Origin of the sequence: Embleya hyalina (assembly GCF_003967355.1) — a bacterium.
GTDB lineage: Bacteria > Actinomycetota > Actinomycetes > Streptomycetales > Streptomycetaceae > Embleya > Embleya hyalina.
Window position 1 is genome coordinate 60,523 of the sequence record NZ_BIFH01000025.1, and the last position, 24,966, is coordinate 85,488.

General features: G+C 71.5%; 19 protein-coding genes. 12 read left to right on the forward strand and 7 right to left on the reverse strand.

The window, feature by feature from the left end; all coding sequences use genetic code 11:
- The first annotated feature begins 564 nt into the window (after window positions 1-564).
- Window positions 565-1,110 (forward strand): universal stress protein, encoded by a 546-nt coding sequence (locus EMA17_RS26670; protein WP_246126914.1) that lies wholly within the window; start codon window positions 565-567, stop codon window positions 1,108-1,110.
- Between the two features lie 540 nt (window positions 1,111-1,650).
- On the opposite strand, the gene EMA17_RS26675 is transcribed toward EMA17_RS26670, so the two are convergent.
- The 5 genes from EMA17_RS26675 to EMA17_RS26695 form a co-directional block, all read right to left on the reverse strand.
- Window positions 1,651-2,430, reverse strand: coding sequence for a potassium channel family protein (locus EMA17_RS26675; RefSeq protein WP_160161570.1), 780 nt, complete (start codon window positions 2,428-2,430; stop codon window positions 1,651-1,653).
- A gap of 115 nt (window positions 2,431-2,545) precedes the next feature.
- Window positions 2,546-2,980: a CBS domain-containing protein gene (locus tag EMA17_RS26680; RefSeq protein ID WP_160161571.1), complete on the reverse strand. Its 435-nt coding sequence runs from the start codon at window positions 2,978-2,980 to the stop codon at window positions 2,546-2,548.
- 119 nt (window positions 2,981-3,099) lie between these two features.
- Window positions 3,100-4,134, reverse strand: a complete 1,035-nt coding sequence (locus EMA17_RS26685; protein WP_126639676.1) for a zinc-dependent alcohol dehydrogenase family protein — start codon at window positions 4,132-4,134, stop codon at window positions 3,100-3,102.
- A gap of 354 nt (window positions 4,135-4,488) precedes the next feature.
- On the reverse strand, window positions 4,489-5,163 hold the full coding sequence (locus tag EMA17_RS26690) for a CBS domain-containing protein (protein WP_126639677.1): 675 nt from the start codon (window positions 5,161-5,163) through the stop codon (window positions 4,489-4,491).
- Between the two features lie 163 nt (window positions 5,164-5,326).
- Window positions 5,327-5,533, reverse strand: coding sequence for a DUF1918 domain-containing protein (locus EMA17_RS26695; RefSeq protein WP_126639678.1), 207 nt, complete (start codon window positions 5,531-5,533; stop codon window positions 5,327-5,329).
- 863 nt (window positions 5,534-6,396) lie between these two features.
- Here EMA17_RS26695 and EMA17_RS26705 point away from each other — a divergent pair.
- Complete coding sequence (locus tag EMA17_RS26705) at window positions 6,397-8,820, forward strand: hypothetical protein (RefSeq protein WP_126639679.1); 2,424 nt, start codon at window positions 6,397-6,399, stop codon at window positions 8,818-8,820.
- 63 nt (window positions 8,821-8,883) lie between these two features.
- Here the strand turns inward: EMA17_RS26705 and EMA17_RS26710 are convergent, their stop codons facing one another.
- Window positions 8,884-9,582 (reverse strand): eCIS core domain-containing protein, encoded by a 699-nt coding sequence (locus EMA17_RS26710; protein WP_126639680.1) that lies wholly within the window; start codon window positions 9,580-9,582, stop codon window positions 8,884-8,886.
- A gap of 206 nt (window positions 9,583-9,788) precedes the next feature.
- A complete protein-coding gene (locus EMA17_RS26715; protein WP_126639681.1) occupies window positions 9,789-11,234 on the reverse strand; it encodes a COG1470 family protein in 1,446 nt (481 codons plus the stop codon).
- 194 nt (window positions 11,235-11,428) lie between these two features.
- Here EMA17_RS26715 and EMA17_RS26720 point away from each other — a divergent pair, with 194 nt between their 5' ends.
- From EMA17_RS26720 to EMA17_RS26765, 10 genes are all read left to right on the forward strand, one after another.
- Entirely contained in the window at window positions 11,429-12,178 is a 750-nt protein-coding gene (locus EMA17_RS26720) for a helix-turn-helix transcriptional regulator (protein WP_126639682.1), read from the forward strand.
- A 178-nt stretch (window positions 12,179-12,356) separates the two neighbouring features.
- Window positions 12,357-15,605, forward strand: a complete 3,249-nt coding sequence (locus tag EMA17_RS26725; RefSeq protein ID WP_126639683.1) for a DUF11 domain-containing protein — start codon at window positions 12,357-12,359, stop codon at window positions 15,603-15,605.
- Window positions 15,602-16,345 (forward strand): Pvc16 family protein, encoded by a 744-nt coding sequence (locus EMA17_RS26730; RefSeq protein ID WP_126639684.1) that lies wholly within the window; start codon window positions 15,602-15,604, stop codon window positions 16,343-16,345. The genes EMA17_RS26725 and EMA17_RS26730 overlap by 4 nt, the downstream gene beginning before the upstream one ends.
- A complete protein-coding gene (locus tag EMA17_RS26735; protein ID WP_126639685.1) occupies window positions 16,342-18,531 on the forward strand; it encodes an ATP-binding protein in 2,190 nt (729 codons plus the stop codon). Before EMA17_RS26730 ends, EMA17_RS26735 begins: the two co-directional genes overlap by 4 nt.
- Window positions 18,532-18,711: 180 nt before the next feature.
- Complete coding sequence (locus EMA17_RS26740; RefSeq protein WP_126639686.1) at window positions 18,712-20,259, forward strand: phage tail sheath family protein; 1,548 nt, start codon at window positions 18,712-18,714, stop codon at window positions 20,257-20,259.
- 40 nt (window positions 20,260-20,299) lie between these two features.
- The gene (locus tag EMA17_RS26745) at window positions 20,300-20,740 is read left to right on the forward strand and encodes a phage tail protein (RefSeq protein ID WP_126639687.1); all 441 of its coding nucleotides are present in this window, start codon (window positions 20,300-20,302) and stop codon (window positions 20,738-20,740) included.
- Window positions 20,737-21,249, forward strand: coding sequence for a hypothetical protein (locus tag EMA17_RS26750; protein ID WP_126639688.1), 513 nt, complete (start codon window positions 20,737-20,739; stop codon window positions 21,247-21,249). The genes EMA17_RS26745 and EMA17_RS26750 overlap by 4 nt, the downstream gene beginning before the upstream one ends.
- Window positions 21,246-21,404 (forward strand): DUF6760 family protein, encoded by a 159-nt coding sequence (locus EMA17_RS52625; RefSeq protein WP_170222246.1) that lies wholly within the window; start codon window positions 21,246-21,248, stop codon window positions 21,402-21,404. The genes EMA17_RS26750 and EMA17_RS52625 overlap by 4 nt, the downstream gene beginning before the upstream one ends.
- A 2,854-nt stretch (window positions 21,405-24,258) precedes the next feature.
- On the forward strand, window positions 24,259-24,477 hold the full coding sequence (locus EMA17_RS52990) for a hypothetical protein (protein ID WP_174861433.1): 219 nt from the start codon (window positions 24,259-24,261) through the stop codon (window positions 24,475-24,477).
- Window positions 24,478-24,514: 37 nt separating this feature from the next.
- Window positions 24,515-24,940, forward strand: a complete 426-nt coding sequence (locus EMA17_RS26765) for a phage tail protein (protein ID WP_126639689.1) — start codon at window positions 24,515-24,517, stop codon at window positions 24,938-24,940.
- Window positions 24,941-24,966: the final 26 nt, after the last annotated feature.

Consider the following 24,966-nt stretch of genomic DNA (forward strand, 5'->3'; position numbering starts at 1 on the left):
AGGTTGTCGAGCACTGGACGTTGTCGGACGACGAATGGGCACGCCCTCGCGCGGAGTTGCCTCGGCTCCCGAGAGGAGTCCCATCATGACCACACAGGCCCCGGTGGTCGTGCGCCTCGAGTTCACCCAGGCCGGACGACTCACCGTCGCCTGGGGCCGAGGACCGACGACACCGCCAAGGCAACGACCGGGTGATGCCCGGCGCGAGCGGGACGGCCCGGGAGATGGTGCGCCCGAGGTCGCGGACCTCCTCTCCGAGAGTGGCGATGCACGCGTAACCGGCAAAAGCCGGGGGAACGGCGGGCGGGCCGTTCCCGCTCCGGCGAACCCCCGCCTCGCGACTCGGGCTCGTGTGGGCGGTCGACGAGGCCGACCGGCGGGGACTGCCGCTGTGTCTGGTCCACGCGGGGGAACGGCAGACCGAAACCACGGCGGGGCCTTCGGCACCGCAGGCGGGACGAACCTCGGCCGAGGCCGCCGACGACACCGGCCGGCGGACCCTCGACGAAACCGACGCCCTGGCTTCGGCGCGGCGGCCCCCGTGTCCCGATCGATCGTGTGCTCGTGGACGGGTCGCCGACCGCGGCGCTGCGTCACAGTCAACCGAACGCTGCAATCAGCGTCGTCGGCTCACGACACCTGTCGTCGGTACGGGAGGTGATGACCAACCGCGCCATCGCGGTACCCATCGTCGCCCACGCCCGCTGCCCGGTGGTCGTCGTCCGAGTGGCGCTCGCCTACGAGGCGGCGTCGCTGCGTGGCGCCATGCTGTCGGCCGTTCACGTACGTCGCTTCGATCAGCTGCCGGTCCTCGCCTCCGATCTTCGGACCGAGCAGACGAGGGAGGGGCACATCCGCCTGGCCGAAACCCTCGCAGGGTGGGGTGAACGATTCCCCGACGTACCGACGAGACACGATGTGCTCTTCGGCCATCCGGTCGCCGCCCTCACCGAGGTCTCCGCACACGCTCTGTGCCTGGTCGTGGGTACCCGCGGCCTCGACGGCTTCCGCGGAATGCTGCTCGGCTCGACCAGCCAGGGCATCCTGCACCACACGCGCTGTCCCATGATCATCACGCCGCGCGATCGCGATGCCTCCGAACCCGATTGACCGGGTCTCCCATCGGTGACCCGGGATCGCGGCTCGAGACGCCCGGCGCGAGTGGGACGGCCTCGTGGCGTCGTCGGGTGGCCAAGCGTCGCCTCGCGGAGGAATCATTGGGCCGTGTGGCCCTGTTGCCTGGGACTCGATCCGTGTTGGGCTGGTGATGGTCGACCACTCGGGGAGATTTCAGGCTTCCTTCCGTGGCCCGCGTCGATGGGCCGGCGAAAACCTCCAGGAGGTGGTTACCGTGCCACGCGTCAGGATCGTCAAGAGAGTCGTGCACCCACGGACTCCGCCGCCGGTGGACCGGCGTACCCCGTCGGGGCGGCTACTACCGTACTGACCGTCCCGGCGTCCCGTGTCCTTCAGCCCGGATGGATCGCGGATGCCACCGAACGCCGCGCCTCGACGGTGGTCGGGGGTGAGATCCGCCGGCGCCTCGAACGGCCAGGCCGCCTGAGTCCTGGTGACGGCGGACGCGTGGCGTCGATCGGCCCCATAGGGGCAGCAATGTACGACAACCGAAGAGAGGTTCGACCCTCACGTTCATTGCGCGGAGGGGTGGTCGGGGTGTCGGTCGGAGGCGTCGATTGCGGAATCGGGCTGGGCATGGGCGCCCAAATGATCGTTCAGGCGTCGCAGTTGCTCCTCCATGCCCCGCAGGCGTTTCTCGAGGCGGGCGTATTCGAGGCGTTCCTCGGCCTGTTGCTCGGGGAGGATCAACCGCGTGGCGATGGTCGCGGTGACCACACCCATCATGCCGATGCCCACCACCATCAGCACCGCACCGACCAGGCGGCCCTCGGTGGTCACCGGGTGCAGATCGCCGTACCCGACGGTGGTGATCGTGCTGATCGCCCACCACAGGGCATCCGGGTAGCCCGTGATGTTCGCGTCCGACGCGCGGCGTTCCGGCGCCAGGACGGCAGCGGCGCCGGCGACCAGGATCGTGAGGACCAGCACGACGGTGCTCGCCAACAGCCGGCCGGTACGCCCACCCCGGGCGACCGCCCCGATCCGGCCGATCACCCCGATCAGGCGCAACACACGCGTTGCGGGGAGCGCGACCGCGGCAAGGTCCAGCGGGTGGGCGCGCACGAACCTCCAACGGTCCCGGCTGAGTCCGAGCCTGACGAGGTAGTCGGTCAGGAAGACCACCCACACCCCGTACTCGATCCACAACACCGGGCGCTCGCGGGCCTGCAACGCCTCACCCAGTACGAATGTCGTCAACGAAACGACCGCCGAGAGCGTCAGCCACGGGATTATCGCGTATTCCCACCGCCGATACGCCGTGGACTCCTGGTCCCCGTTCGAGCCCCGCATCACGAACTCCGTCACGGTAGGGAACCCGCCGGACCGACCGAGGGCCGCTCCCCCGTGCATGCTAAACGACGGCGCGGGCCACTCGCGAGGTCGGAACGTCCGCCGTCCCCGAAGATCAATCGGGAGGCATATTCGGATGACGGGAGCCCTGCTGCCGGTGGTCGTCGCCATCCCCGTACAGGTCCACCAGTACTTTGAGCAGGTCGTGGTCGGTCAGTACGCCCACGGGGCGATCCGTCTCGTCCACCACCAGGAGGGCGTCCGCACCGGCTCCCAGAAGTCGCTTGCTCGCGCTGATCACGTCGATGTCGGGGGCGACGAAACGGGGTTCGGTTCCGAGTACGTCGCGTGCCGTGCGGTGCTTGAGTCCCAGCGGGTCGAGCGCCCACACCGACGCGAGGTCGCGGTCACCGAGCAGGCCCACGGCGCGGCCCTCGTCGACGACGGCCATGTGGCGTAGATGGGCCGTGAGCATACGATCCATGGCCTGCCACAGGGTGTCCTGACCGGCGACGGCGACGACCGGGCCGTGCATCACCTCGCGGACCATCGGAACAGGTGTCGCTCGCACTGGACGAACGTGTGTCGTGGACATGAGTCACCTACTCGTATTCGAGGTTGTTCGGCGTTGGTATTCGGGCGATCTACTCGGTGAAGGTCTCGGACCGGTCAATCGGCGATCAGGACCGCCGCACCGCGCACACGATCCGCGGCGAGATCGGCGAGTGCGCGGTCGGCGCGTCCCATGGGGTAGGGGGTGGTCGTCACGCGTAGGTCGATCTCCGTCGCCAGGCGCAGGAACTCGACGCCGTCGTCGCGGGTGTTGGCGGTGACGCTGCGCAGATTGCGTTCGCGGAACAGGTGCCGCTGGTAGTTCAGGGCCGGAATGTCGGTCAGGTGTATGCCCGCCACCGCCACGGTCCCGGAAGCGTCGAGTGCCGCCAGGGCGGTCGGCACGATGTCGCCGACGGGGGCGAACACGATCGCCGAGTCCAGCGGTTCGGGTGGGGACTCGTAGGTGTCGCCGGCGGTGGCGGCGCCCAGTTCCAGCGCCAGTCGGCGGGCCTGTGCCGAGCGGGTCATGACGTGGACGGACGCGCCCCGCGCCAGTGCGACCTGTGCGGCGAGGTGAGCCGACGCGCCGAAGCCGTAGATGCCGAGCCTGCCACCGGGTGGCAGGTCCGCGCGCCGCAATGCCCGGTAGCCGATGATGCCCGCGCACAGCAAAGGCGCCAGGTACTCGGCGTCACGATCCGCGGGCAGCGCGTACACGTAGTCCTCCGGCGCCGAGGCGACGTCGGCGAATCCGCCGTCGGCGTCCCACCCGGTGTACGTCGACTCGGGGCACAGGTTCTCGGCGCCGCCTCGGCAATGGCGGCATTTCCCACAGGTATGGCGAAGCCAGGCGATCCCGACGCGATCACCGGGGGCGAAGCGTGTCGCACGCGTACCCACGGACTCCACGACGCCCACCACTTCGTGCCCGGGAACGGTGTTCGCCCGGTGCGGCGCCAGGTCGCCCTCCGCGAGGTGCAGGTCCGTACGACAGACGCCACACGCCTGCACCCGCACCAGGACGTCCTCCGGGCCCGGCTCCGCGCGCTCGTGTTCGACGAGTTCGAGAGGGTGGGTGTCGATCGGCCCGGGGCGGGTCACCTCCCACGAGCGCGCGGCGCGCCCACGCGCGGAGGTGTCGGTGCTCATGAGTCTCACCCCCATGCGGGATGGTCGAGCGCTGTGCCTTCGTCTCCCAGCGTCGTGCTCGCGGACTACGGGGCACAGGGCCGGATGGTGCCGTGCACCCGGGCCGAACGTCCTGTCGGCAACCCGACGTCGCGCCGCACCGCTGCCCCGGCCGTACGCCACCGACCGCCGGGCGGCCTCGCGCCCGGTGCGGCCGTCGGTGCCGCATCGCAGGTCACGGAGCAGCCGTGGCAGCGGCTCGTGGGGATCGGGCCCGGCGGCATCACCGGGCGACTCCGACCGCTCTTTCGCGGGTCTCGGATCGGGCATCCGCGTGCCGGGGCCACTCATCGGGCCTCCGCGCATTCGAAGGCGTCACCTGGCGCCGGACGAATCGTGGACATCGTCGGTGCGATAGGCGATGCGCTCGTGTACCGACACCACGCCGTCGACGCCGTGACACAGCCGTTCGATGATGGGGATCCGACTTTTGAACTCGACGGATCCACCGAGGGTGACCTGCCCCTCGTGCACCTCGACCGTCACCTCGGAGGGGGCAAGACGCAACATTCGCCGCAGGATGTCCTGCTCGATCTCATCGCGAATGGCGTCGTCACCCCGCAGGAAGACGCGCAACAGGTCGCCGCGACTGACGATGCCCTGAAGCCGGTCCTCCTCGTCCACCACAGGTAGTCGCTTGATGTCGTGCACCGCCATGAGGCGGGCCGCGCCGGCCACGGTCCAGTCCGGACGTACGCACACCGCGGGCGCGGACATCAATTCCTCGGCCCGCACCCCCTCGGCCTTGGCCCGGTCCCACGCCTGCGGATCCGGAACCCGGCTCGGGCCGGGTGGGTCTGCCCGAGCGGTCGACCTGCGGAGCAGGTCGGCCTCGGACACCACGCCCATCGGACGGTTCGACACGTCCACCACGGGCACCGCCGTGACGTGGTTGTCCGCCAGGAGTTCGACGATCTCCTTGAACCGTGTGTCGGGCCGTACCCGGACGACTTCCCTGGTCATGCACTCGGCAACCGTTCGGTGATGCATGTCGCCTCTCCTTCCGGGGGCGTCGCGGTCGGGGGTCTTCGTTCGCCCGAGTCGACCTCGTCCCGACTCCGACCTCGAAGCCCGCGGGCATGGCCGCGCTCGCCGGCCGTCCATCGACACCGGGACACGTCGGCCGCGGCCTTGCAACCTCGTGTCAGCCGCGCTACTTCGATCCGAACAACGCCTCGGGTTTCTCGATGTGCGTTTCCGGGCCGGGAAGGAACAGCGATTCGTGGTCGTCCTCGGTCCAGCGCACCGTGTAGGGCGGAGTGCCGTCCGCGTGCTCGACCCGGATCACCAAGCCGACGCGTCGGGGCTCGCCCACGTGCGGAGACTCGACCACCACCCAGTCACCTACCTGCGCCTCCATGTCGCCGCTCCCCTTTCCGCTTTCCGAGTCCACGGCGGTGGCAGGGCCTTCGCCACCTGCCAACCCCAGAATGCGCCGAGGATTCGCTCTCGCACAGGGCCGAACGGCCCAGGCCGATCGAGGCCCACCAGGCAAGGAAGCACATCCCGACTCGTCGAACGACGGCCCGCCCAATCGTCGGAGGCGGTCCGGAGCCGAGTCGGGCGAGAGAGCCGGCGAAACGGGTCGGTTCGTTCGGAGAGAAAGGCATGCTGCTCGGAGCGGTCGGTCACGGACTGGTGCACCACGCCCACTGTCCGATCATTGTCGTGCCGCCGGAACGCAACGACGTGCGCTGCCCAAGTCCTTCGACAACGGTCCGCACTCCTCGTGCGGCAGCGACGGCGCGTCCAGCAGCGGCTCTACGAGGCGGTCGCCCCTGCCGGGCAGGGCCGTCATGGTCGCCTGGAAGCCGTGGGCAACGATCCCCGGCGGGTGGGCGCAGGGCGCACCGTCCCGGGCCACATCTGCACACTGGTGCGCGGAAGGCGGATCAGCGCGTCGCGCGGGGGCAGTTCCAGCGGGTCGTCACGGTGTCATCCCGGAAGGGTCGGGGCGAGGTGCCCCATGGTGACCGGCACGGTTCGTGGGCGGCGGGGGCAGCCGGAACTGCCCTTGGAGACACCCTCGGGGCCGTGGGCGCCGCGCCGTTGTCGCGGGATCGTGGTCGGGACCCTCGGCGGCGTAGGAGGTCCGGTATGTGGCAGCGGCAGGTCGGCGTACCGGGACACACCGGGCGGGACGCGCGCGCGGATCGGCGACGCCGGTCGAACGCGTCGCCCGCCCCGGCCCCACGGCCCGGCGAACGGCTCACGAGCGACGCCGTGTCGGCCCTTCAGGGCTCCGCCGGCAATGCGGCCGTCGCGCGCATGCTCCGCCCGGCCCGGCCCTCGACCGTGCCGGTCCCGGTGCAGCGTCTGCGGTCCGACGACGAAGAGGAATCCGACGACGAGGGGCAGCCCGCGCAACAACCCCAACAGCAGGCGCCGGCGCCGAACCCGAATCAGGTCAGGGCCGGGATCACGACGCTGGTGGACAACCCCCCGATGGTGAACTACGGCGCTCGCCGACAGGGCCGGGCGCACGGGGAGTTCTGGATGCGGTTCGCCCGATCCAAGCAGGGCGAGGAGGCCGAGGAAACCCTGTCGGAGACCAGCGCCCTGCTCTTCGACAGCATGAAGGGCGCCCAGGAACAGGCGCGCGAGGAGGATCCGGAGCACACTGCCGAGGACAGCAACAACCGCGAGGTCCAAGGCATGTTGATCAACGGCCGACTGGTGTTCGCGTCGAACTACAACTCCTCCATCGACACTCTCGTGGAACGCGGTCGGCACGAGGTCGGGGCGGAACCCACCTTCGGGGAATTGCTGGAGTTCGAACAGAGCGACGCGGCGCTCACCCGCGGCCTGCGCGAGCACGAGGCGGAGAACGTGCGCGCCAAGCTGGCGAGTTTCCGCCGCAAGAACCGGGCCATCGTCACCGGGCAACGCGGCGAGGGCGAACAGCAACGGGGCCCGGACGCCACTGCCATGGCCCTGCGCGCGAAGATGGACTCGCCGGTGATCGTGGTGGATGTCGAGGACCCGGATCTGCACGGGATGCTCACCGACGAGGAGCACGAGGGCCGGGTGTTCCTGCTCCGGTTCGCCGCCCTGGACCCCAGGGCGAAGAAAACCGGCAAGAACAAGGGGCAGCAGACCCAGGAGGGGTCCGTGCACGCGGAGCAGAAGTTGCTCCTGGCGCTGCGCCGCGCCGGGATCAGGCCGCGCCGGGACGTCAGGGGCCCGATCTCCGTCATGGGCAAGTATCGCCCCTGCATGGGCTGCGCCGCGGCGCTGATGTACTACCGGGAGCGGCTGGACTTCACGAACCTGACGTTCGACGAGAACTACGGACACTACTTCCAGGGTTCGGTGGACTCCCTCTACGAGCATCAGCGACACGTCATGGACGCCCACTACCTGGAATACATCCGGCAGATGGTCGCGGAGGACATCACCAGCACCCCGGCCATGGCGCACGAGGCCGCCCCGCAGGGCGCCGTCCATCGTCGCGGCGGCCCCTCTCTCAGGGTGCCCGGGGCGTACGCGTCACGACAGGCGGACGTGACGCCGCCCACCAGCGACGCGGAGTTCGACGAAGACGACACCTATCGCCGGATCACCCGCCCCCTGACGGATACCTGGACAACGGAGACGGCGTCCGCCGGCATCGGCAAGGGCTCCGCCACGCACACGATCCCGCGACGCCGCCACGAACGGCTCACCCCCGAGCAGCAGACGGAACTGCGGGAACTCTGGAACGGCAGGCCCGGCGAACCTCCCACCAACGCAAGCCGTCGACAGGCCATCGAGCTCGCGGACCGCTACAACGCCCGCGATCAGATGACTTTCGAGTATCTCGCCAAGGTCGTCGCCCTGCACCCCGACCGGTTCAACGGCTATGTCGCCCGCTTCCGCGACAGGGGTCACTGGAAACATGTACCGACGCGGTCCAAGAAGGTGGAGACCGGGCCGAAGAACCGCAAGAAGGGCGCGGTCGAGAAGCAGTTCACCAAGGGCGGCGAACTCGATCAGGAGGGCATGGACACCATCCGGGCGGTCATCGAGAGCCTCGGCGACGACGCGTGGTGCCGGGATTGGAGGCGCGCCGACGACGGCAGGAGCACCGGCGAACTCAACGCGACCAAGGCGCCCGACGCCCTCCTCAGGACGCTCGCCGAACTGCGCCGTGACCACCACTACAGCGTGCCGAGCCTTTCCAAGTACCTGCACACCGGCGCCAACGGCGACAAGCTCAGAAAGGCCATCCAACGCAAGGGCGAGAAGCTGCTCGCCCGGCGCGAGCAATCCGAGACGCCGATGAGGACCGAGGACATCGAGATGGAGGACGCGGCACCGATCAAGACCGAGGAGGCCGAGGGCGCCGAGGACTTCGAGATGGACGACGAGCCGTGGTCGGTGCCGGCGGGCTTCGCGGGCGGATCGTCCTCGTCGATGACCCTGCCCCACCGGCCGGGACCGAGCATCGGGATCGGCGAGGCGGGCAGTTCCTCCGGTACGTCGTATCGTGATCGTCCCCGGGAGATCGGTGGCTACACCCTGCATGTCGACCCGCGCACGGGACAGGCCACCTACATCGACGAGGACACCGGCTACGAGTACGTCCATGTCGACGGCCGCATGGTGCGCATCGACAGGGGCGAGGACGAGGACGTCGAGATGGGCGGCAGCCGCGGTCGCCGCTGAGCCGTCGAGAGCGAGCTCGACCGTGGCGCGGCGACGCGGTACATCCGGCCCGCCACGGCCACGTCACCGGAACCGGGCCTGTCTGTCCTCGCGTTGCTCCTCATCGGCCGACCGCGGTCGGGTCGCCGGGATGCCGGGCGCGGGCTCGTGCGGCACCGGCACCGGGCCGCTCATCACCTGTCGTGCCTGCCGTTCCGCGGCAACCTCCCAGCTGTCGGTGGGACTGGAAACAGCCAGCCCCCGAGGGTCGACCTCACCACCGACGGGGCCCTGTTGCTGCTGGAGGTAGTGCCCCAGCTCGTGGGCCAGGGTATGCCTGCCGTTGCCACCCGCACCCACGACCACGTGCCGGCCGGAGGTGAAGGCACGGGCACCGACCTCGGCGGCCGAGCCGCGTGCCAACTGCCCGCTGTGCAGGCGCACTCCGGAGAAGTCGGCGCCACCGAAGCGTGCCTCCATCTCCTCTCGTACGCCGGTGTCGAGCGGGACACCCGGACTGCGCAGGACCCGGTGCACCAGGGAACGCCGCATCGGGGGTTCGGAGTCCGGGTGCCCACGATCGGGATCGTGTTCGTGGCGCTGGATCATCCGGACCACGGCGGCGTTGCCGATCGAACGTTGCAGAGCCCCCGCCCGCTCCGCCTCCGAAGGCGGCGCGGGCGTCGCCCCGGGCGTGGTCGCCCGCCGAACGACCCGCCGCCGCACCGGCTCGGGGGCGGAACACGACGAAGTGCGCGGTCGGTCGGCCGCGGGTGTACGCATGACCCAATCCTCCCGGATCCGAGATGTCGCGTCGGGGCGAACGGCAACCGCTCGTCCCGATGGGCAATGAGGGTTGCCCTTTCGGTGAACTCTGGCGAACCCACCTTTCCAAGGCATATCTTCGACCTTCTCCGGGGAACCCTCCCCCCGACGTCGGGTCGTTCAACGTCGATCACGTCCGGCGTGCACGTGTGTACAACCCGGTTCTAATCGGTTCTGCTGAGCACACCACTGACGTTGAGGACTTCATGGCACCCGACAGCCTGCTGTCCGGTGGCGGGAGTGCCGGGTTTGGCGCAGGTCACGGACGCCGTGACGGTGCCGTTCGCGGGAATCTGGATGGGGGTGACCCAGTGGTAGTCCTGATTGCGGAAGGTCTCCAAGGCGATCGTGGTGATCTTCTGTTCGCCGAAGGAGATCGTCACCAGACCCTCGTCGCCCTGGAAGTTCGAGACCACGAGGTCCGTGATGGCGAACACACTCTTGTCCGGGACGCGGTATGTACCCACCTGCTCGCCGACGCCACCCGTCTGTACGTCGATCGTGGCCGAACTCTGCCCTCCACCACCGCCCCCCGTGCCCGTTCCGCCCCCGGAACCGCCGGGCTTGGAACCGCCGGCGGCGGGAGCCGCCGACTCGCCGGTGCCGGTGCCGCGGCCACCGGTCTGCCCGGTGGTGGGGCCCGCCGTTCCGAGCGCGTCCTGTTGTTTCCCGGCATCCCGGGCCACTTCCTTCTCGGCGGCCTTGGTTCCGGCCTGCTTCGCGGTGCTCCGCACCGACGGCCGGACCAGCGCGAACCAGGCGACGAGCAGGGCCAGCAGCGCCGCCAACAGGATCAGCAGCCACTTCGGCAGCACCGGGAGCTGCACGAATTCGCCCGGCAGAAGCACGGGTTGGCCGAGCGGTTGCTCCGAGGGGACACTCGCGACGGCCACGGCCGGACCACCCGCTTCGGCGGGTACCGGGACCGTGCCGGCGTCGGCGACCACGCCCGGTCGTGCGCTCGCATCGACGCCGGCACCGTCCGCCGCCAGGACGGGCGCGACGGGCACCACGGTGTCGACCGCGACCTCGAACGACCACGTCGTCGGTGCGCCGAACCAGATCAACTTCCGGGTTCGCACGCGCAGTCCCGCATCGGCGGACTCGCCCGGCACCAGGCGCCGTCGAACCGGCGTGAAGGCGAGGCGCAGTTCCTCCCCGGCCTGGCTGCCCGCGAACACGACGTCGACGGGCGTGTTCCCGAGGTTTCGCACCGCCACCCGGTAGCGGGCCCCGAGCCAGCCGCGCCTGCGCCTCGGTTCCAATTCGGCGCGCGGTTCTCGAAATGCCTCGACGATCACGGTGGTCTCCGGCACGGCCACCGCCTCGGGATGCTCCGCCGGCAATACGCGGACGGCCAGCGGCGTCTCCCCGGCACGCACCTCGTACGACCGGGGTGGTGCGAGTCGGATCGTCACCTCCTCGGAGGTGCCCGGGTACAACGAGACACGAGCCGGCTCGACGGTGCTCCACGCGGCGCACTCGCCGACCACCTCCAGTGTGTACGCCTCGACGATGTCGCTGTCGTTGCGCACGGTCAGGGTCGTCGTCGCTACGCCACCGGGCGTCACCGTCACCGGCGGGATTTCGAGTTCGGCAGGTGTGGTCACGATCCGAAACTAGCCGGCCGCGCCGCGTCCGCCGCAGAGACGGGAGGGCAACGCACGGGCAACGGCGCTGCCCCCCGGGCGCACGGCCGGGTCCGGTTCGGGTCCCGCCAGGGCCCGAGGTTCCCGACGGACGCGAAGACGAAGGCCCTCAAGTCCCTTCCGGTGGCAGTACTCGAACGAACGGACACCGAACGATGACATCCCAGGCCACGACGTCCGAACCCCCGACCTCTCGACGACCGCGCCGCCCGACCACGACGTCGACGACGACCGCAACGGTCACCTCGACCGCCTCGCCCGCCGGGCCGACTCCGGCCGCGCCCCGCCGCGTCTCGGTGGCCGTGTACGCGGAGGACCTGATCCTGCACACCGGCGTCGTACAACAGCTGCGCCAACGCCCGGAGATAGAGCTGATCGCGGAAGCCGAGGCGGACCGGGCACAGACCTCCATAGTCGTGGTCGACACCCTCGACGAAGCCACCGTGCGGTTGTTACGCCGGCTGCAACGCAACACCACCACCCGCACCGGGCTGGTCGTCGGCGTCTTCGAGGCGAACGCGTTGCAGACAATGATCGAATGCGGCGTGGCCGCCGTGCTGCGCCGCGCCGACGCCGACCAGGACCGGCTCGTACACCTGGTGACGGCCATGGCGAACGGCGAAGGGGTTCTGCCCGGCGATCTGCTCGGGAAACTCCTGGATTACGTCGGCAGCCTCCAGCGCACCGTGCTCGACCCCCGGGGCCTGACACTGTCCACCCTGACGGCCCGAGAGGCCGAAATGTTGCGCTTGGTCTCGGAGGGCTTCGACACCGCCGAGATCGCCCGCGAGACCTCCTACTCCGAACGCACCGTCAAGAACGTCCTGCACGACGTCGCGACCCGATTGCAACTGCGCAACCGCGCCCACGCCGTCGGCTACGCGATGCGCCAGGGCCTGATCTGAGCCCATCGCGGCGTGCCCACCCCGCCGGCGCCGGTGTCGGGGCGGGTGCGTCGTGGCCCGGGAGGGCAGGGGCGGTTCCCCCGCCCGGGGTACTCCCGGCCTGGCCCGACGCCTCGACCGCCGAGAGGCTGGCCGTACGGCCCCTGAAGGCCACTCCCGGTCGACTGCGAGGTGAAGCGTGATCGGCAGCGTTGGCCCGGCCGGCGTCGGGTCCGGTCGGCGGGGCAGGCCGAGCGGCCTGGTGGCGTTGTCGGTCGCGCTCGTGGTGTCGTGCGCCGCGTCGGCGGCGGTGCTGGTACCCGCCTCCGCGCCCGCGACCAGGGCCCCGGCGGCCGGACCGGGCGACGATCCCGCCGCACCCGGCACGGGACGGATCACCTTCGCCGGCACCGAACACCGCAGTCTGGGCCGGGTGTCGGGCCCCGAGACCAGCGATCCGTTGTTCGGCCCCGGACCCGCGCACTTCGACCGGCAGTCCTCGGCGCGCGGCGATCTTTTGGTCTTCACGAGCCTGCGCGACGAACCCCGACCGCAGGTCTATCTGCGCGACGCCGGCGGCGGGATCCGCAGACTGACCAGCGGCCTCGATGCCGCGCACCCCGAACTCGCCCCGGACGGACGGTCCGTGGTGTTCGACGCGGCCGAGCCCGGCCCCGGCGGAGCCGTCCGGCACGACCTGTGGCTCGTCGGCACCGACGGGGCCGGATTGCGCCGACTCACCGACTCCCCCGCCGACGAGACCTCCCCGACCTTCTCCCCGGACGGCTCGCGCATCGCCTACTCCAGCAACGCCGATCCCGCGCCGGGACGCCAGATCCTGGTTCGCGCCGTGGCCGGCGGCCCGGAGACGCGGATCAGTCACGCTCCCGCCGGCGACGCGACCGAACCGTCCTGGAATCGGGTGAACGACGCCGCCCACCGCGACCTGGTCGCCTTCACCCTGGACACCGGGCCCACGATCGGGCCACGCCTGTGGCTGACGGACGGCAGCGGCGGAGATCGGCCGCTGCTCGCCGGCGGCCCGGCCGACTGGCGTACCGAGTCGGCGGAGTGGTTGCCGGGCGGCGACGGTCTGCTCTTCCTCAGCCCCGATCTGACCTGCGGGTGCAACCCGTTCGCCAACGTCTACCGCGTCGAGTCGCGTCCGGGCGCCGTCCCGGAATCGGTGCTGAAGGAGAATCGCGCGGTCGACTCGCCGACCTGGCTCGGCCCGCCCGACGGAGGGAGTGTCGTCGTCACCCGAACGACCGCCCCCGCGTCGCACGTGGCGACCCTCCAGGACGCCCGGCCGGACGGCTCCGATCCGCGTGACCTGGGACTGCCCATCCTCACCGAGGATCCCGAGGCGGACACCAACACCGATCCGGCGCGCGACCCGCTGTTCGTCCCGAGACCGGGCTTCGACCCGTGGACGGAGCGGCAGAACTACACGCCGGACGGCAGACGCATCGTGGTGACCCGGTTCGAGAACAGCGGGGACCGGCGCGTGGAGCGCGTCTGGCTCGCCGACGCCGACGGCGCGAACGCCGCCGCGCTGCCGTTGGCCGGACGCGGCCCGAACGACTGGGACACCGATCCCACGTTCTCCCCCGACGGCACGCGTCTCGCGTTCACCCGTACCTCCCCCGGCGGCGTCGGATCGGCATCGGGCCCGGGCCGGATCCTGGTGGCCGATATCACCACCGGCGCGATCGTCTCTCGGATCGAGCCGCCCCCCGGGCAGGGGGCGGGCTCCGACGCGCAGCCGACCTGGTCCTCGGACGGCACCACGATCGCGTTCACCCGCACCGCGGTAATCGACGGCGGCGGTGGCAACAAGCACATCTGGACCGTGCCGGTGAACGCCCTCGACCGCCAGCGGGACGTGAGCGGCGCGATCTGTCCGGGCAGTTGCCAGGTCATCGACGACAGTCCCGCCTTCTCCCCCGACGGTCGCTCGCTCGCGTTCAACCGGAAGGACGGCGGCGGTCGGGTCAACGAACGCACCGGTGTGCTGGTCGCCTCACCGACGGGCGACGGCTGCCGGGTCGTCCTGCCGGCCGGGCTGCGGAACGACCCCGGGGCGTGCCGGCGCGACCTCCCGGACACCACGGCCACCGGCCCGTTCCAGCCCCGCGACGTCGCGTGGTCCCCGGACGCGAGCCGCCTCCTGCTCACCTCGCGCCGCACGGTGGCGCCGAGTTCCCCGGAGGGCCTGTCCATCCTGGACCTGGCCTCCGGCGTGCTGACCCCGTTCGCCCAGGGGTTGCCGGGTCGGCAGAAGGAACCCGGCTACCAGCAGTCGGTCGACCTCACGCTCACCGCGCCGACCGCCACGACGCCCGTCGAGGTGGGCTCCCCGGTCACGGTGACCGTCACCGTCGCCAACCGCGGCCCGGCCGCCTCGCCGGGCACGGTTTTCACCGTCGCCGCCCCACCCGGAGCCCGCCTGGACTCGTTGACCGGCTCCGCCGGATCGTGCGCGACCGGGTCACCGCAATGCGACCTGGGCGTAGTGCCGCCCGGCGCGGCGGTCTCGATCACCGCGCGGCTGATCGCGGTGACCAGGGGCGATCAGGCGGTCGGCTGGTCCGTCGGCGGAGCCGTCGTCGACCCCAACCCCGGGGACAACGCGGCTCGCACCGTCGTTCCGGTCGTCCCCGTCACCCCGCCCACGTCGAAACCACCCACCTCACCACCGGCGAGTTCACCACCCGCGAGTTCACCACCGCCCACCTCGCCCCCGGCCTCGACACCTCCGCCCACCGCCCCGCCGAACCCGCCTCCGGACTCGCCACGGCGTCCCGCCGGCCCCGCGCTGACCGTGGTGGCGCAGCCGAACCCCGGCTTCGTCGGCGGCCGGGTCGTGGTGACCTACACGGTGCGCAACGGACGCAACGCCCTGGCCACCGGACTGCGCCTGAGACTCGGCCTGCCCGCCGAGATCCCGGCCGGTCCGGCACCCGCGGGCTGCCGCGACGGGGTATGCGCACTGGGCGACCTCGCACCGGGCGCCTCCCTGGTGCTGCGAGTCGTACTGGCGCCGGACAGGGCACTGCGCACCACCATCGACGGCACGCTGACCACCACCGGTACCGACGCCGATCCCACCGACAACGTGGCCCACGTCCCGCTCGACATCCTGCAACCGCGCATCGTGGCCGTACCCGCCGTGGGCAAACCGGGCTTCGTCACCTCCGTGCGCGGTGTGGACTTCCCGCCCGGCGCACCCGTACGGCTGACCTGGACACCCGGCATCACCGCGGCGGCGGCTCCGGCGACCCCCGGAAGCGACTTCCGCTTCTTCGCGCAGTTGCTCATCCTGGTCAAAGACGCCACCGGGCCGCGCACGATCACCGCGTCCGGCCCCGGTTTCGGCCCGGTCACCACCCCCTTCCTCGTGGTCTCCGGCAACATCGGTCCGCCCGACGAGGTGTCCCGCCGATGATCCACGAAGTCGACGAGGCCCTGCGACTGTTGTTGGCGGATGCGGGGTTGTCGGACAACGGCGTCGATCTCGTCTTCGACGCCCCTACCAGCGACTGGGCGGCGCGGCGCAACGCCCCCACGATCAGCGTCTTCCTGTACGACATCCGGGAGGACGTCGGCCGTCGGCGTACCGGCGCGACCGAGGAACACGACGACGACGGCGTGGTCGTGGCATGGCGGGCGTTGCCGCGTTGGTTCGAACTGACCTACCTGATCACGGCCTGGACCAACCGGCCCCAGGACGAGCACCGTCTGCTCTCCGAGGTGCTGCGCTGCCTGATCCGATCGGACGTGCTGCCCGCCCGCCTGCACACCGGCTCGCTCGCCGAACTCGGCCTCGCCGTCGACATCGAGGCGGCCGGCCCCGGCGGGGGTGGACCGTCGGCGTCGGACCTGTGGTCCGCGCTGGGAGGTGAGCTCAAGGCGTCCATCGACCTGCGCGTGCGCGCCCCGCTGGCCGGCGACCGCACCGCGGCGGGCCCACCGGTCACCGATGGCCTGGTGGTACGCACCGTGCCCGACTCCGCACCGGCCCGGGACACGGGGGCCACCGCACCAGAACCCGGGCGCCGACTGCGTTATCCGGACACAACCGGCCCGGATGCGGCCGACTTCGCCTCCCCACGCGACCGGCCGCTGCCGGCGGCCCGGCGCCGGCGCACCGGGGGTCGCGGCGGTATCGCCCATGACCCCGGATGACCCACGACCTGCGCACCCGACCGGACATCGACGGGGACGGCGACGGGGACGGGGACGGGTCGCGCGAGTTGTGGGAGCGGCTGGCCCGCGTCGAGGAGCGGGTGCGACGCGCCGTAGCAGCACGCCACGCCGTCGATCCGGATCCGGACGATCCCTACCGGGGGCAATACCTGACCCCCGAGGCGGTCGAGCGTATCCTGGAGTCCCCGTCGACCTTCCTGCCCATCGCGAACCGCGACGGCCCGACGCCGTCGGCGCCATCCCCTGCCGGCGGCCGGCTCGGCCGACTCTGCGCGGACTTCGCCCTGTTGCCGCTGGACGTGGAACTGCTGCTGGTGGCCATGGCACCGGACGTCGACGCCCGTTTCGAGCGCCTGTACGGCTACCTCAACGACGACCTCACCCGGCGGCGCCCGACCGTCGGTCTGGCCCTGGAACTGTGCGGGCAACCGTCGGCCGGCGCCGGTCGGTTCCGGCTCGCGCCCGCCGCACCACTCGTCGTCGGCGGTCTCCTGGAGTTCGCGGAGTCGGAATCGCCGCTGCTGTCACGTGTGTTGCGCGTTCCCGACCGAGTGACCGCGCACCTGCTCGGCGACGACGAGATCGACGCCCGACTCCTGGGCGTGGCGCGCGTGGTCGAGGGCGGGCGCGTGCCCGAGACGGAGGCGGCGGCGCCCCTGACCCGGGCGGCGCGGGCCGCGAACCCGCTGGTGTATCTGCTGAACCGGGGCGGCGACCCGATCCGGCCGGCGATCGACGCGTTGGCGTCCGCCGGCCTGCGCCCGCTGGTGGTGGACGTCGCCGCACTGACGGCGAGTCCGGCACCGGGTCCGCTCACGCGCGTCCTGGCGATGGAGGCCCGCCTCGGCGGCGCCGGGATCGTGCTGGGCCCCCTGGAGGCGATGGCCCCGCAACGCCCCGAACAGGCTCGGCTTCTTCGCGAGCTGTGTGCGGCGTGCGGCGGCGTCCCGCTTTTCGTGTTCGGGACCGGGGGTTGGGATCCGCTGTGGTCGCGGGAGAGCCCGCTGCTGTTCACCGTGCCCTCGCCGGCGCCCGCGCAACGAGTGCGGGAGTGGTCGTGGGCACTCGCACACGCCGGATCCGCGGCTCGCGTCGACATGGCGGACCTGCCGGCGGCCGATCTCACGGAGGCGGTGGCGTCGTACCGGTTGAGCGCGGACCAGGTCCGCAAGGCCGCCGACGTCGCCGTCCGCATGGCCGAAGTGGAGCGACGCCCGCTGCGCGCGGACGATCTTCGCGTCGCGGTGCGGGCGCAGAACGGTGCCGGACTGGAACGCCTGGCCCGCCGCGTGGAACCCGCGGTCGACTGGACGGACCTGGTCCTGCCGGAACCGACCCGGCGTGCGCTGGGCGAACTCGCGCTGCGTGCGCGCCACCGCGACCGGGTGCTCGGGCAGTGGCGGATGCGGCCGGGCGGCGGCCGGGGACGCGGGGTGATCGCGCTGTTCGCCGGCGAGTCCGGCACCGGCAAGACGATGTCGGCCGAGGTGTTGGCCGCCGCACTGGGGATGGACCTGTACGTGGTGGACCTGTCCACCGTGGTGGACAAGTACATCGGGGAGACCGAGAAGAACCTGGAACGCATCTTCGTCGAGGCCGCCGACGTCAACGGCATCCTGCTGTTCGACGAGGCCGACGCCGTCTTCGGGAAACGCTCGCAGGTCAAGGACGCCCATGATCGCCACGCGAACATCGAGTCGGCCTACCTGTTGCAGCGCATGGAGTCCTTCGACGGGATCGCCCTGCTCACCACCAACCTGCGGGCCAACCTGGACGAGGCGTTCACCCGACGGCTGGACGTGATCGCGGAGTTCCCGATGCCCGACGAGCGCCAACGGCTTGCCCTGTGGGATCGCTGTCTGGGCACGGAATTGCCCCGCGGGTCGGACCTCGACCTGGAATTCTGTGCCCGGCGCTTCGAGTTGGCGGGTGGTTCGATCCGGGCGTGTGCCGTGACCGCGGCCTATCTGGCGGCGGAGACCGGTCTACCGTTGACGATGGCACAGGTGGTCTCGGCGATCCTGCAGGAGTATCGCAAACTCGGACGGCTGCTCCTGGAAAGCGAGTTCGGCCCGTGGTTGGGCCGAGAACGGCTCGATGGCGCGCGCCCGACCACGTTCGACGACGACCGTCGGCCCACCACCGGCGGCCGTCCGCGTCCCTGAATGTGCGGTGCCCGTCCGTACCCGGTCCCCGGTACCGTGCACGCTCGTCGCATGCCCGGTGCAGTGCCCTCGAAGGCAGGGTCGTTGCCCCGGGTAGGGGACCTTGGGGCCTACGTCGGCCGGGACCGCGCGGGCAAGACTCGGCTTCGACCGAACAGTGGGCCGGCCGAAGGAGCGAGTATGCCGACGTACCTCACCCCGGGCGTATACGTGGAGGAGGTGCAGTCCGGCGCGCGGCCCATCGAAGGCGTCGGGACCGCGGTGGCCGCCTTCGTCGGCTTCGCCGAGTCCGGCCCCTTCCACCGGCCGACCCTGGTGACGAACTGGGACCGGTACGTCCAGGTCTTCGGCGGCTTCACCGAGGGCACGTACCTGTCCCACGCCGTCTACGGCTACTTCGCCAACGGCGGCGGCACCGCCTACGTCGTCCGGATCGGCGGCAGCGCCGAGGACCCGAACGACGCGGACGGATCGCGGCAGGATCCCACACCGGTCGCGCCCGCCACGCCCATCGGTGGATTCCTGATCGCGGCCCGGTCGGGAGCCGGCACCGGCATCTCCGTCGAGGTCGCCGACGCGGACGGCGAGAACCCACCCGAGGACCGCTTCAAACTGCTGGTCCGCCGGGACGGGACGGTCGTGGAGACCTACGAGGCGTCCACCCGCAAGAGCATCCGGAGCTACCTGCTCAATCAGGTCCGGGAATCCGAGCTGATCGAGGTCACCGAACAGCCGGGCAGCGCGCAGACCCGCCCCGAGCGCGGCACCGTCACCCTCGCGGACGCCCCCGCGCCGACGTCGAACACCACCGTGGCCCGGCTGGACGCGGGCGAGTACGTCGGCGACTCCGCGGCCCGCACCGGATTCGCCGGCCTGGAGGCGATCGACGAGATCACCATGGTCGCCGTCCCCGACCTGATGAGTGCCCACCAGCGTGGCGATCTGGACGCCGAGGGCGTCAAGACCGTGCAACTGGCGATGATCTCGCACTGCGAGCAGATGGGCGACCGGGTCGCCGTGCTGGACACGCCGCCGGGCATGAACGCACAGCGGGTGCGCACCTGGCGCAACGACGACGCGGGGTACGACTCGCGCTACGCGAGCGTGTACTACCCCTGGATCAAGGTGTTCGACCCCGCCACCGGTCGCAACACCATGGTGCCGCCCAGCGGCCACGTCGCCGGGGTATGGGCGCGCAGCGACGGGGAGCGCGGCGTGCACAAGGCTCCCGCCAACGAAGTCATCCGCGGCGCGGTCGACTTGGAGATCCGACTCGGCAAGGGCGAGCAGGACCTGCTCAACCCGATCGGCGTCAACTGCGTGCGGGCCTTCCCCGGTCGCGGCATCCGCATCTGGGGCGCTCGCACCCTCTCCTCCGATCCCGCGTGGCGCTATCTCAACGTGCGCCGCCTGTTCAACTACCTGGAGGAGTCCATCCTGCTGGGCACCCAGTGGGTGGTGTTCGAGCCCAACGACGACCGCCTGTGGTCGAGCATCCGGCGCAACGTCACCGCGTTCCTGACCGAGGAGTGGCGCCGAGGCGCGCTGTTCGGCCGCACCGCGGAGGAGGCCTTCTACGTCAGGTGCGATCGGCAGAACAACCCACCGGAGTCGATCGATCTGGGCCGCGTGGTCTGCGAGATCGGTGTCGCCCCCGTGAAGCCGGCCGAGTTCGTGATCTTCCGCCTCGCCCAGTTCTCCGACAGCACCAGCCTCGTCGACGAGTGACCCGCGTACCACCACCCCAACGGAAAGGTGACACACGGCCATGGCAGAGGGCGACGCTCTTTCCACCCACGTCTTCGGCGTGCAACTGGGCGGATATCTGGTGGAGTCCATCCAGGAAATCAGCGGCATGACCGTCGAGGAGGAGGTCGTCGAGGTCCGCCAGGTGACCGCGGAGGGCAAACAGATCATCCGCAAACAACCCGGCGCCCGTCAGGCCGGCGAGGTGACCATCACCCGAGGTCTCGACAAGAGCAGCGAATTCACCACCTGGATCAAGGAAACCCTGAACAAGGGAGCCGTGGACACCGCGCGGCAGAACCTCACCATCGAGATCAAGGACTCGACGGGCGAGACGGTCCGGCGCATCCAACTGATGCAGGGCTGGGCCAGCAAGTGGGAGGGCCCCTCCCTCAAGGCCGGCGAATCCAGCGCCGCCACCGAGACCGTGACCATCACCTTCGAGGAGATCGTGGTCGAATGAGACGCAGAACGGTCACCGCCGGCGGCCCGGGCGATCCGTTCGACGTCGGCACACCTCCCGCGCCGGACACGGCCGACGGCCGGGACGCGGCCCCGGCGTCCACGGTGTCGGCGACGTCCGCGGAACGGGATCGGCACGAACTGCGCACCGAGTTCGAGTTCGAGTTGCCGCGTGGCTACGTCGACGACGAGGGCGCCCTGCATCGGCGGGGTTCGATGCGGCTGGCCACCGCCCGCGACGAGCTACGCCCGCAGATCGACCTGCGGGTCAAGGAGAATCCGGCGTACCTGAGCGTGGTGCTGCTGAGTCAGGTGATCACCCGACTGGGCACCGTCACCGACGTGCACGCCGGTGTGGTCGAGCGTATGTACGCCACCGACGTGGCGTTTCTCCAGGACTTCTACCGGCGGATCAACAGCGAGGGACACACCCACGCGGCGGTCACCTGTCCGCTGTGTCACGGCTCCTTCGAGGTCGATCTCTCGGGTGGGCGCCTGGGGGAATCGTGACGTACGCGCTTCCTCGATTGCGGGAGGAAATCGCGTACATCGCCTACCACTTCCACTGGCAACGCGAGGACATCCTCGACCTCACCCACGGCGAGCGGGTCGAGTGGGTACGGGAGATCGCGCGGATCAACACCCGCGTCAACGAAGGCGGGTGATCACGTGGTGTGGAGCGACCGGCTGCGCCGGGTCCGGCGGGGGCCCACGAGCGGGGACGTCGCCGGCGGGGGGCGCGGCGGTGGACCCGACGAACGACCCACGCCCGAACCGGACTCGCGGGCCTCGGCGGAGGGCTCGGCGAGCGGACACCGTGACGGCGCGGATCGCCATGGCGGTGACCGGGACGGCGCCGACTGGGACGGCGGTTGGCGGCGAACCGCGGTGCCGGAGACGACCGTGGCCCGGTCCTCGATCGCGGTGAGCGACGGGCTCCGATTTCGGTCCGGACTCGCGTCCTGGCAGAACCCCGCGCTCGGCGGCGAACTCGGTCATGCGGTGCTGCCCTCGGCTCCGGCGGGTCTCATCCACGGCGTGGCCCGTCCGGCGATGCCGTCGCGGACCGAGTCCCGGGGCGGACCGCTGCTGCTGCGGGTCGTACGGCCGGAGACGGAAGCGGAGTCGGACCGGATACCGGAGTCGGATGCCGGGCCCATGCCCGGGCGCAACGCTGGGCAACGGCCGGGCCGTTCGGCCGCGACCGGGCAGCGCTCGGAGGTGGCTGGGGTCGGGACGACTGCTCGGGGCGCGACATCCGTATCACCTCGATCCGGGAACTCCTCGGTCATGGACGGCGGCTCGGGTACCGGGGCGGACGGCAGGACGGGAAGTGTCCAGCCGCCTCCTGATGTTCCTTCGCGTGGCGAGGTCGCCGAGGTGGCCGCCGTACGTCCGCGGCGGGTGCGGCCGTCACTGGTCGTGGCGCGGCGCCCGGCGATGATCCTGCGTCGGGTGGCGGCGATCCGCCCATCCGCCACCGCCTCGAAGTCGACGGGGCCCGACTCGACACAAGCCGCCGGAGGCCGCACACCCGCCTCCCGGGACACCGCGCCGGACACTGCCGCAACCTCCCCGGCCGACCACGAGGCCCGGCAGGGGGCGGACCACCCGACGGGCGGCTCCGGCACCGGACGACCTCCGACGGTACGTCCCGCACTCGGTGACCCCCGCTACGAGCTCCCGGAGGGAGCAAGGCTGTTCGTGCGGGGAGGCGAAACCGGCCCGGGGGTGCCGGGGGCAGGTGGGGGCGCCCTGCCCATCGTGCAACGCCGCACCGACTCCGACGCGCCCACGCCCTTCCCGCCCGACGCGCCCGAGCCGGTGCGGCGCTCCGGAGTGGCGCGGCCGGTCCGGCCGGAGCCTCCTCGGTCCGCCCCACAGCCCGCGGCGTCCAAGCCGCACGCTCCGTGGACCTCGCCGGCGGCGCCCGATCGCACCCGAGGCGAGGTCGGCGAAGCCGCGTCCTCGGCTCGTCCGTCGGCGCTCCCGCGCTCTCCCGGCCGCGACACGACGCCGTCCCGATCACACCACCGCATCGGAATCGGTGCCCCGCTCACCGGGCTTCCGGCCACGGCCGTCTCCACCACCGAGGGGACGGCACCCGTACTCGGCGGCGGCCGACGCGCGCAGAGTCCGACGGGCATCGGCGGCGACCGGGGCCCCTCGGCCGCGCGGGAATCGCATACCGGTGCCCACCGCGTTCCCGCGCCGCCCCCGGCTCCGATCTCGTCTCCCGCTCCGTCGAGCGCGATGCTCCCCATGCCCATGCCCGGCACCGAGACACGTTCGAAGTCCGGGCCGTCCACCCCGGGGCTCCCTGCCGTGCAACGCAGCGCGGAACCGCCACGGACGAATCCCGGTAGTCCCGAACCGCACGAAGCTCCCGAACGCGGCCCGTTCCGGCAGGCCGGCGACGCCATCGCGCGCACCGGGCCGGCCGGCGCCTCGTGGGCGACCGCGTCACGGCCACCCACGGCCGTCGCCCGGCGCAGCGGGGCCACCGACCGTTCCGCGCCGACATCCGGGTCCGACACCCACCGCGACGCCGGGACGCGCATCGCCCGGCGCTCCCTGCCGCTGCTTCCGGCCCGGGCCCTGGTCATCAACACCGGTAGTGGCGAGGGTTTTTCGGCGCCGATCCCGACCTCCGGGTCGCATCGACCGGTGGTCTCGGCCACATGGCGGCGCAACGACGACCCCGTACCGACACCGACCGCACCGGCACCGGTACCGGCGACTCCCACACGGACTCCGGTGCAGCGATCGACACGGGCACGCGTGGACAACGGGACGAACGCGGCGCCCAACCCAGAGGCTCCGACGCGCCGACGCGAGAACCCGACGCCCGGTCCCGAGGCCGTGTCATCGCGTCGGCGCGGGAAGACGGGCAAGGCCCGGGCCGGGTCCGAACCACCTCGGCGTTTTCTGCCGAATCGGTCCCGCCCGGCCCCGGTCACCCCGTCCACCCCGCTCGGCCCGACGTTCCCGACTCCCCCGGCATCCCCGACCGCCCCCACCGACCACGGGCCCGCACTCGTCGTCGGCGCAAACGGCCCCCGCCCACCCGCAACACCCACGGCCTCGGTGCAACGCGCAGGCAACAGTCGCCGAGCGCAAGCGGGTTCGACCCCCTCGATGCCACCCGACGCCGAGCGGCCGACCCCGCCGCCCCGGCCGCACCCGGCTGCCACCCCCTCCGCCCGTGGTCCACTCCCCGTCCCCGTCGTTCGCCCCCACCCACCGGGCTCGCCCCGCCCCGGTGGCGCGGGTGTGCCGACGCTTCCGTCGCCGCTGCCCGTGACCGCCGACATCGTCCGACCTCCCGCGACCGGCCCGGCCGAGTATTCCGGCGCGGACCCGCATCCCCCGCCGGTCCGCGTCCGCCGACCCACCCCGGCCCCGCCCGCTGTCCGGCCCGCCGATACGCCGCCGCCGCTCCCGGACACCGCCGTTGTCCAGAGGACGCCGTCCCTCGCCCGGCGCGCCGCCGCCGAGTCGGGTAGCACCGGCGTCCCGGTGACCGCCGTCCCCGCCCGATCCCCGTCCACCATCGGCGGCACCGGCACGACCGGCAAGCGGTCCACCCCGGAGCCGACATCCGCGACGAAGCCGGCGGCCACGCCCGACATCGAGGACCTCGCCCGTCGTCTGATCGAACCGGTGAGCCGACTCCTGCGTGCCGACCTGCGCCGAGGTCGCGAGCGCGCCGGGCGACCGTACGACGGCCGACGCTGACCGCGCGCGGCACGAGGAAAGGCATGGAGACGAACGCATGGCGGACAACATCTTCGCGACGAGCGTGTTCTTCAAGCTCGTCATCGGGGGCAACGACCTGGGGGCCTTCCACACCTGCTCGGGCCTGGGAGCCGAGGTGGAAACGGAGCAGTACGCCGAGGGCGGCAACAACGGCTTCGCCTGGCAACTGCCGGGCCGCATCACCTGGTCCAACATCACCCTCACCCGTCCGGTGACCGCGGACACCACCAAGATCGCCCGCTGGCTGAACGAGATCATCCAGCGCGTCGAACCCAAGGACGGCGAGATCGTGGCGCTCAAACCGGACCTCGAACGCATCATCAGCTGGCAGGTGCTGGGCATCGTGCCGGTGCGCTGGCAGGGTCCGTCCTTCGACCCGGCGAACTCCCAGGCTGCCGTCGAGTCGCTGGAGATCGCACACGAGGGTCTACGCCCGTCCTGATCGACCACCGCGCCCGCCCGCGTCGC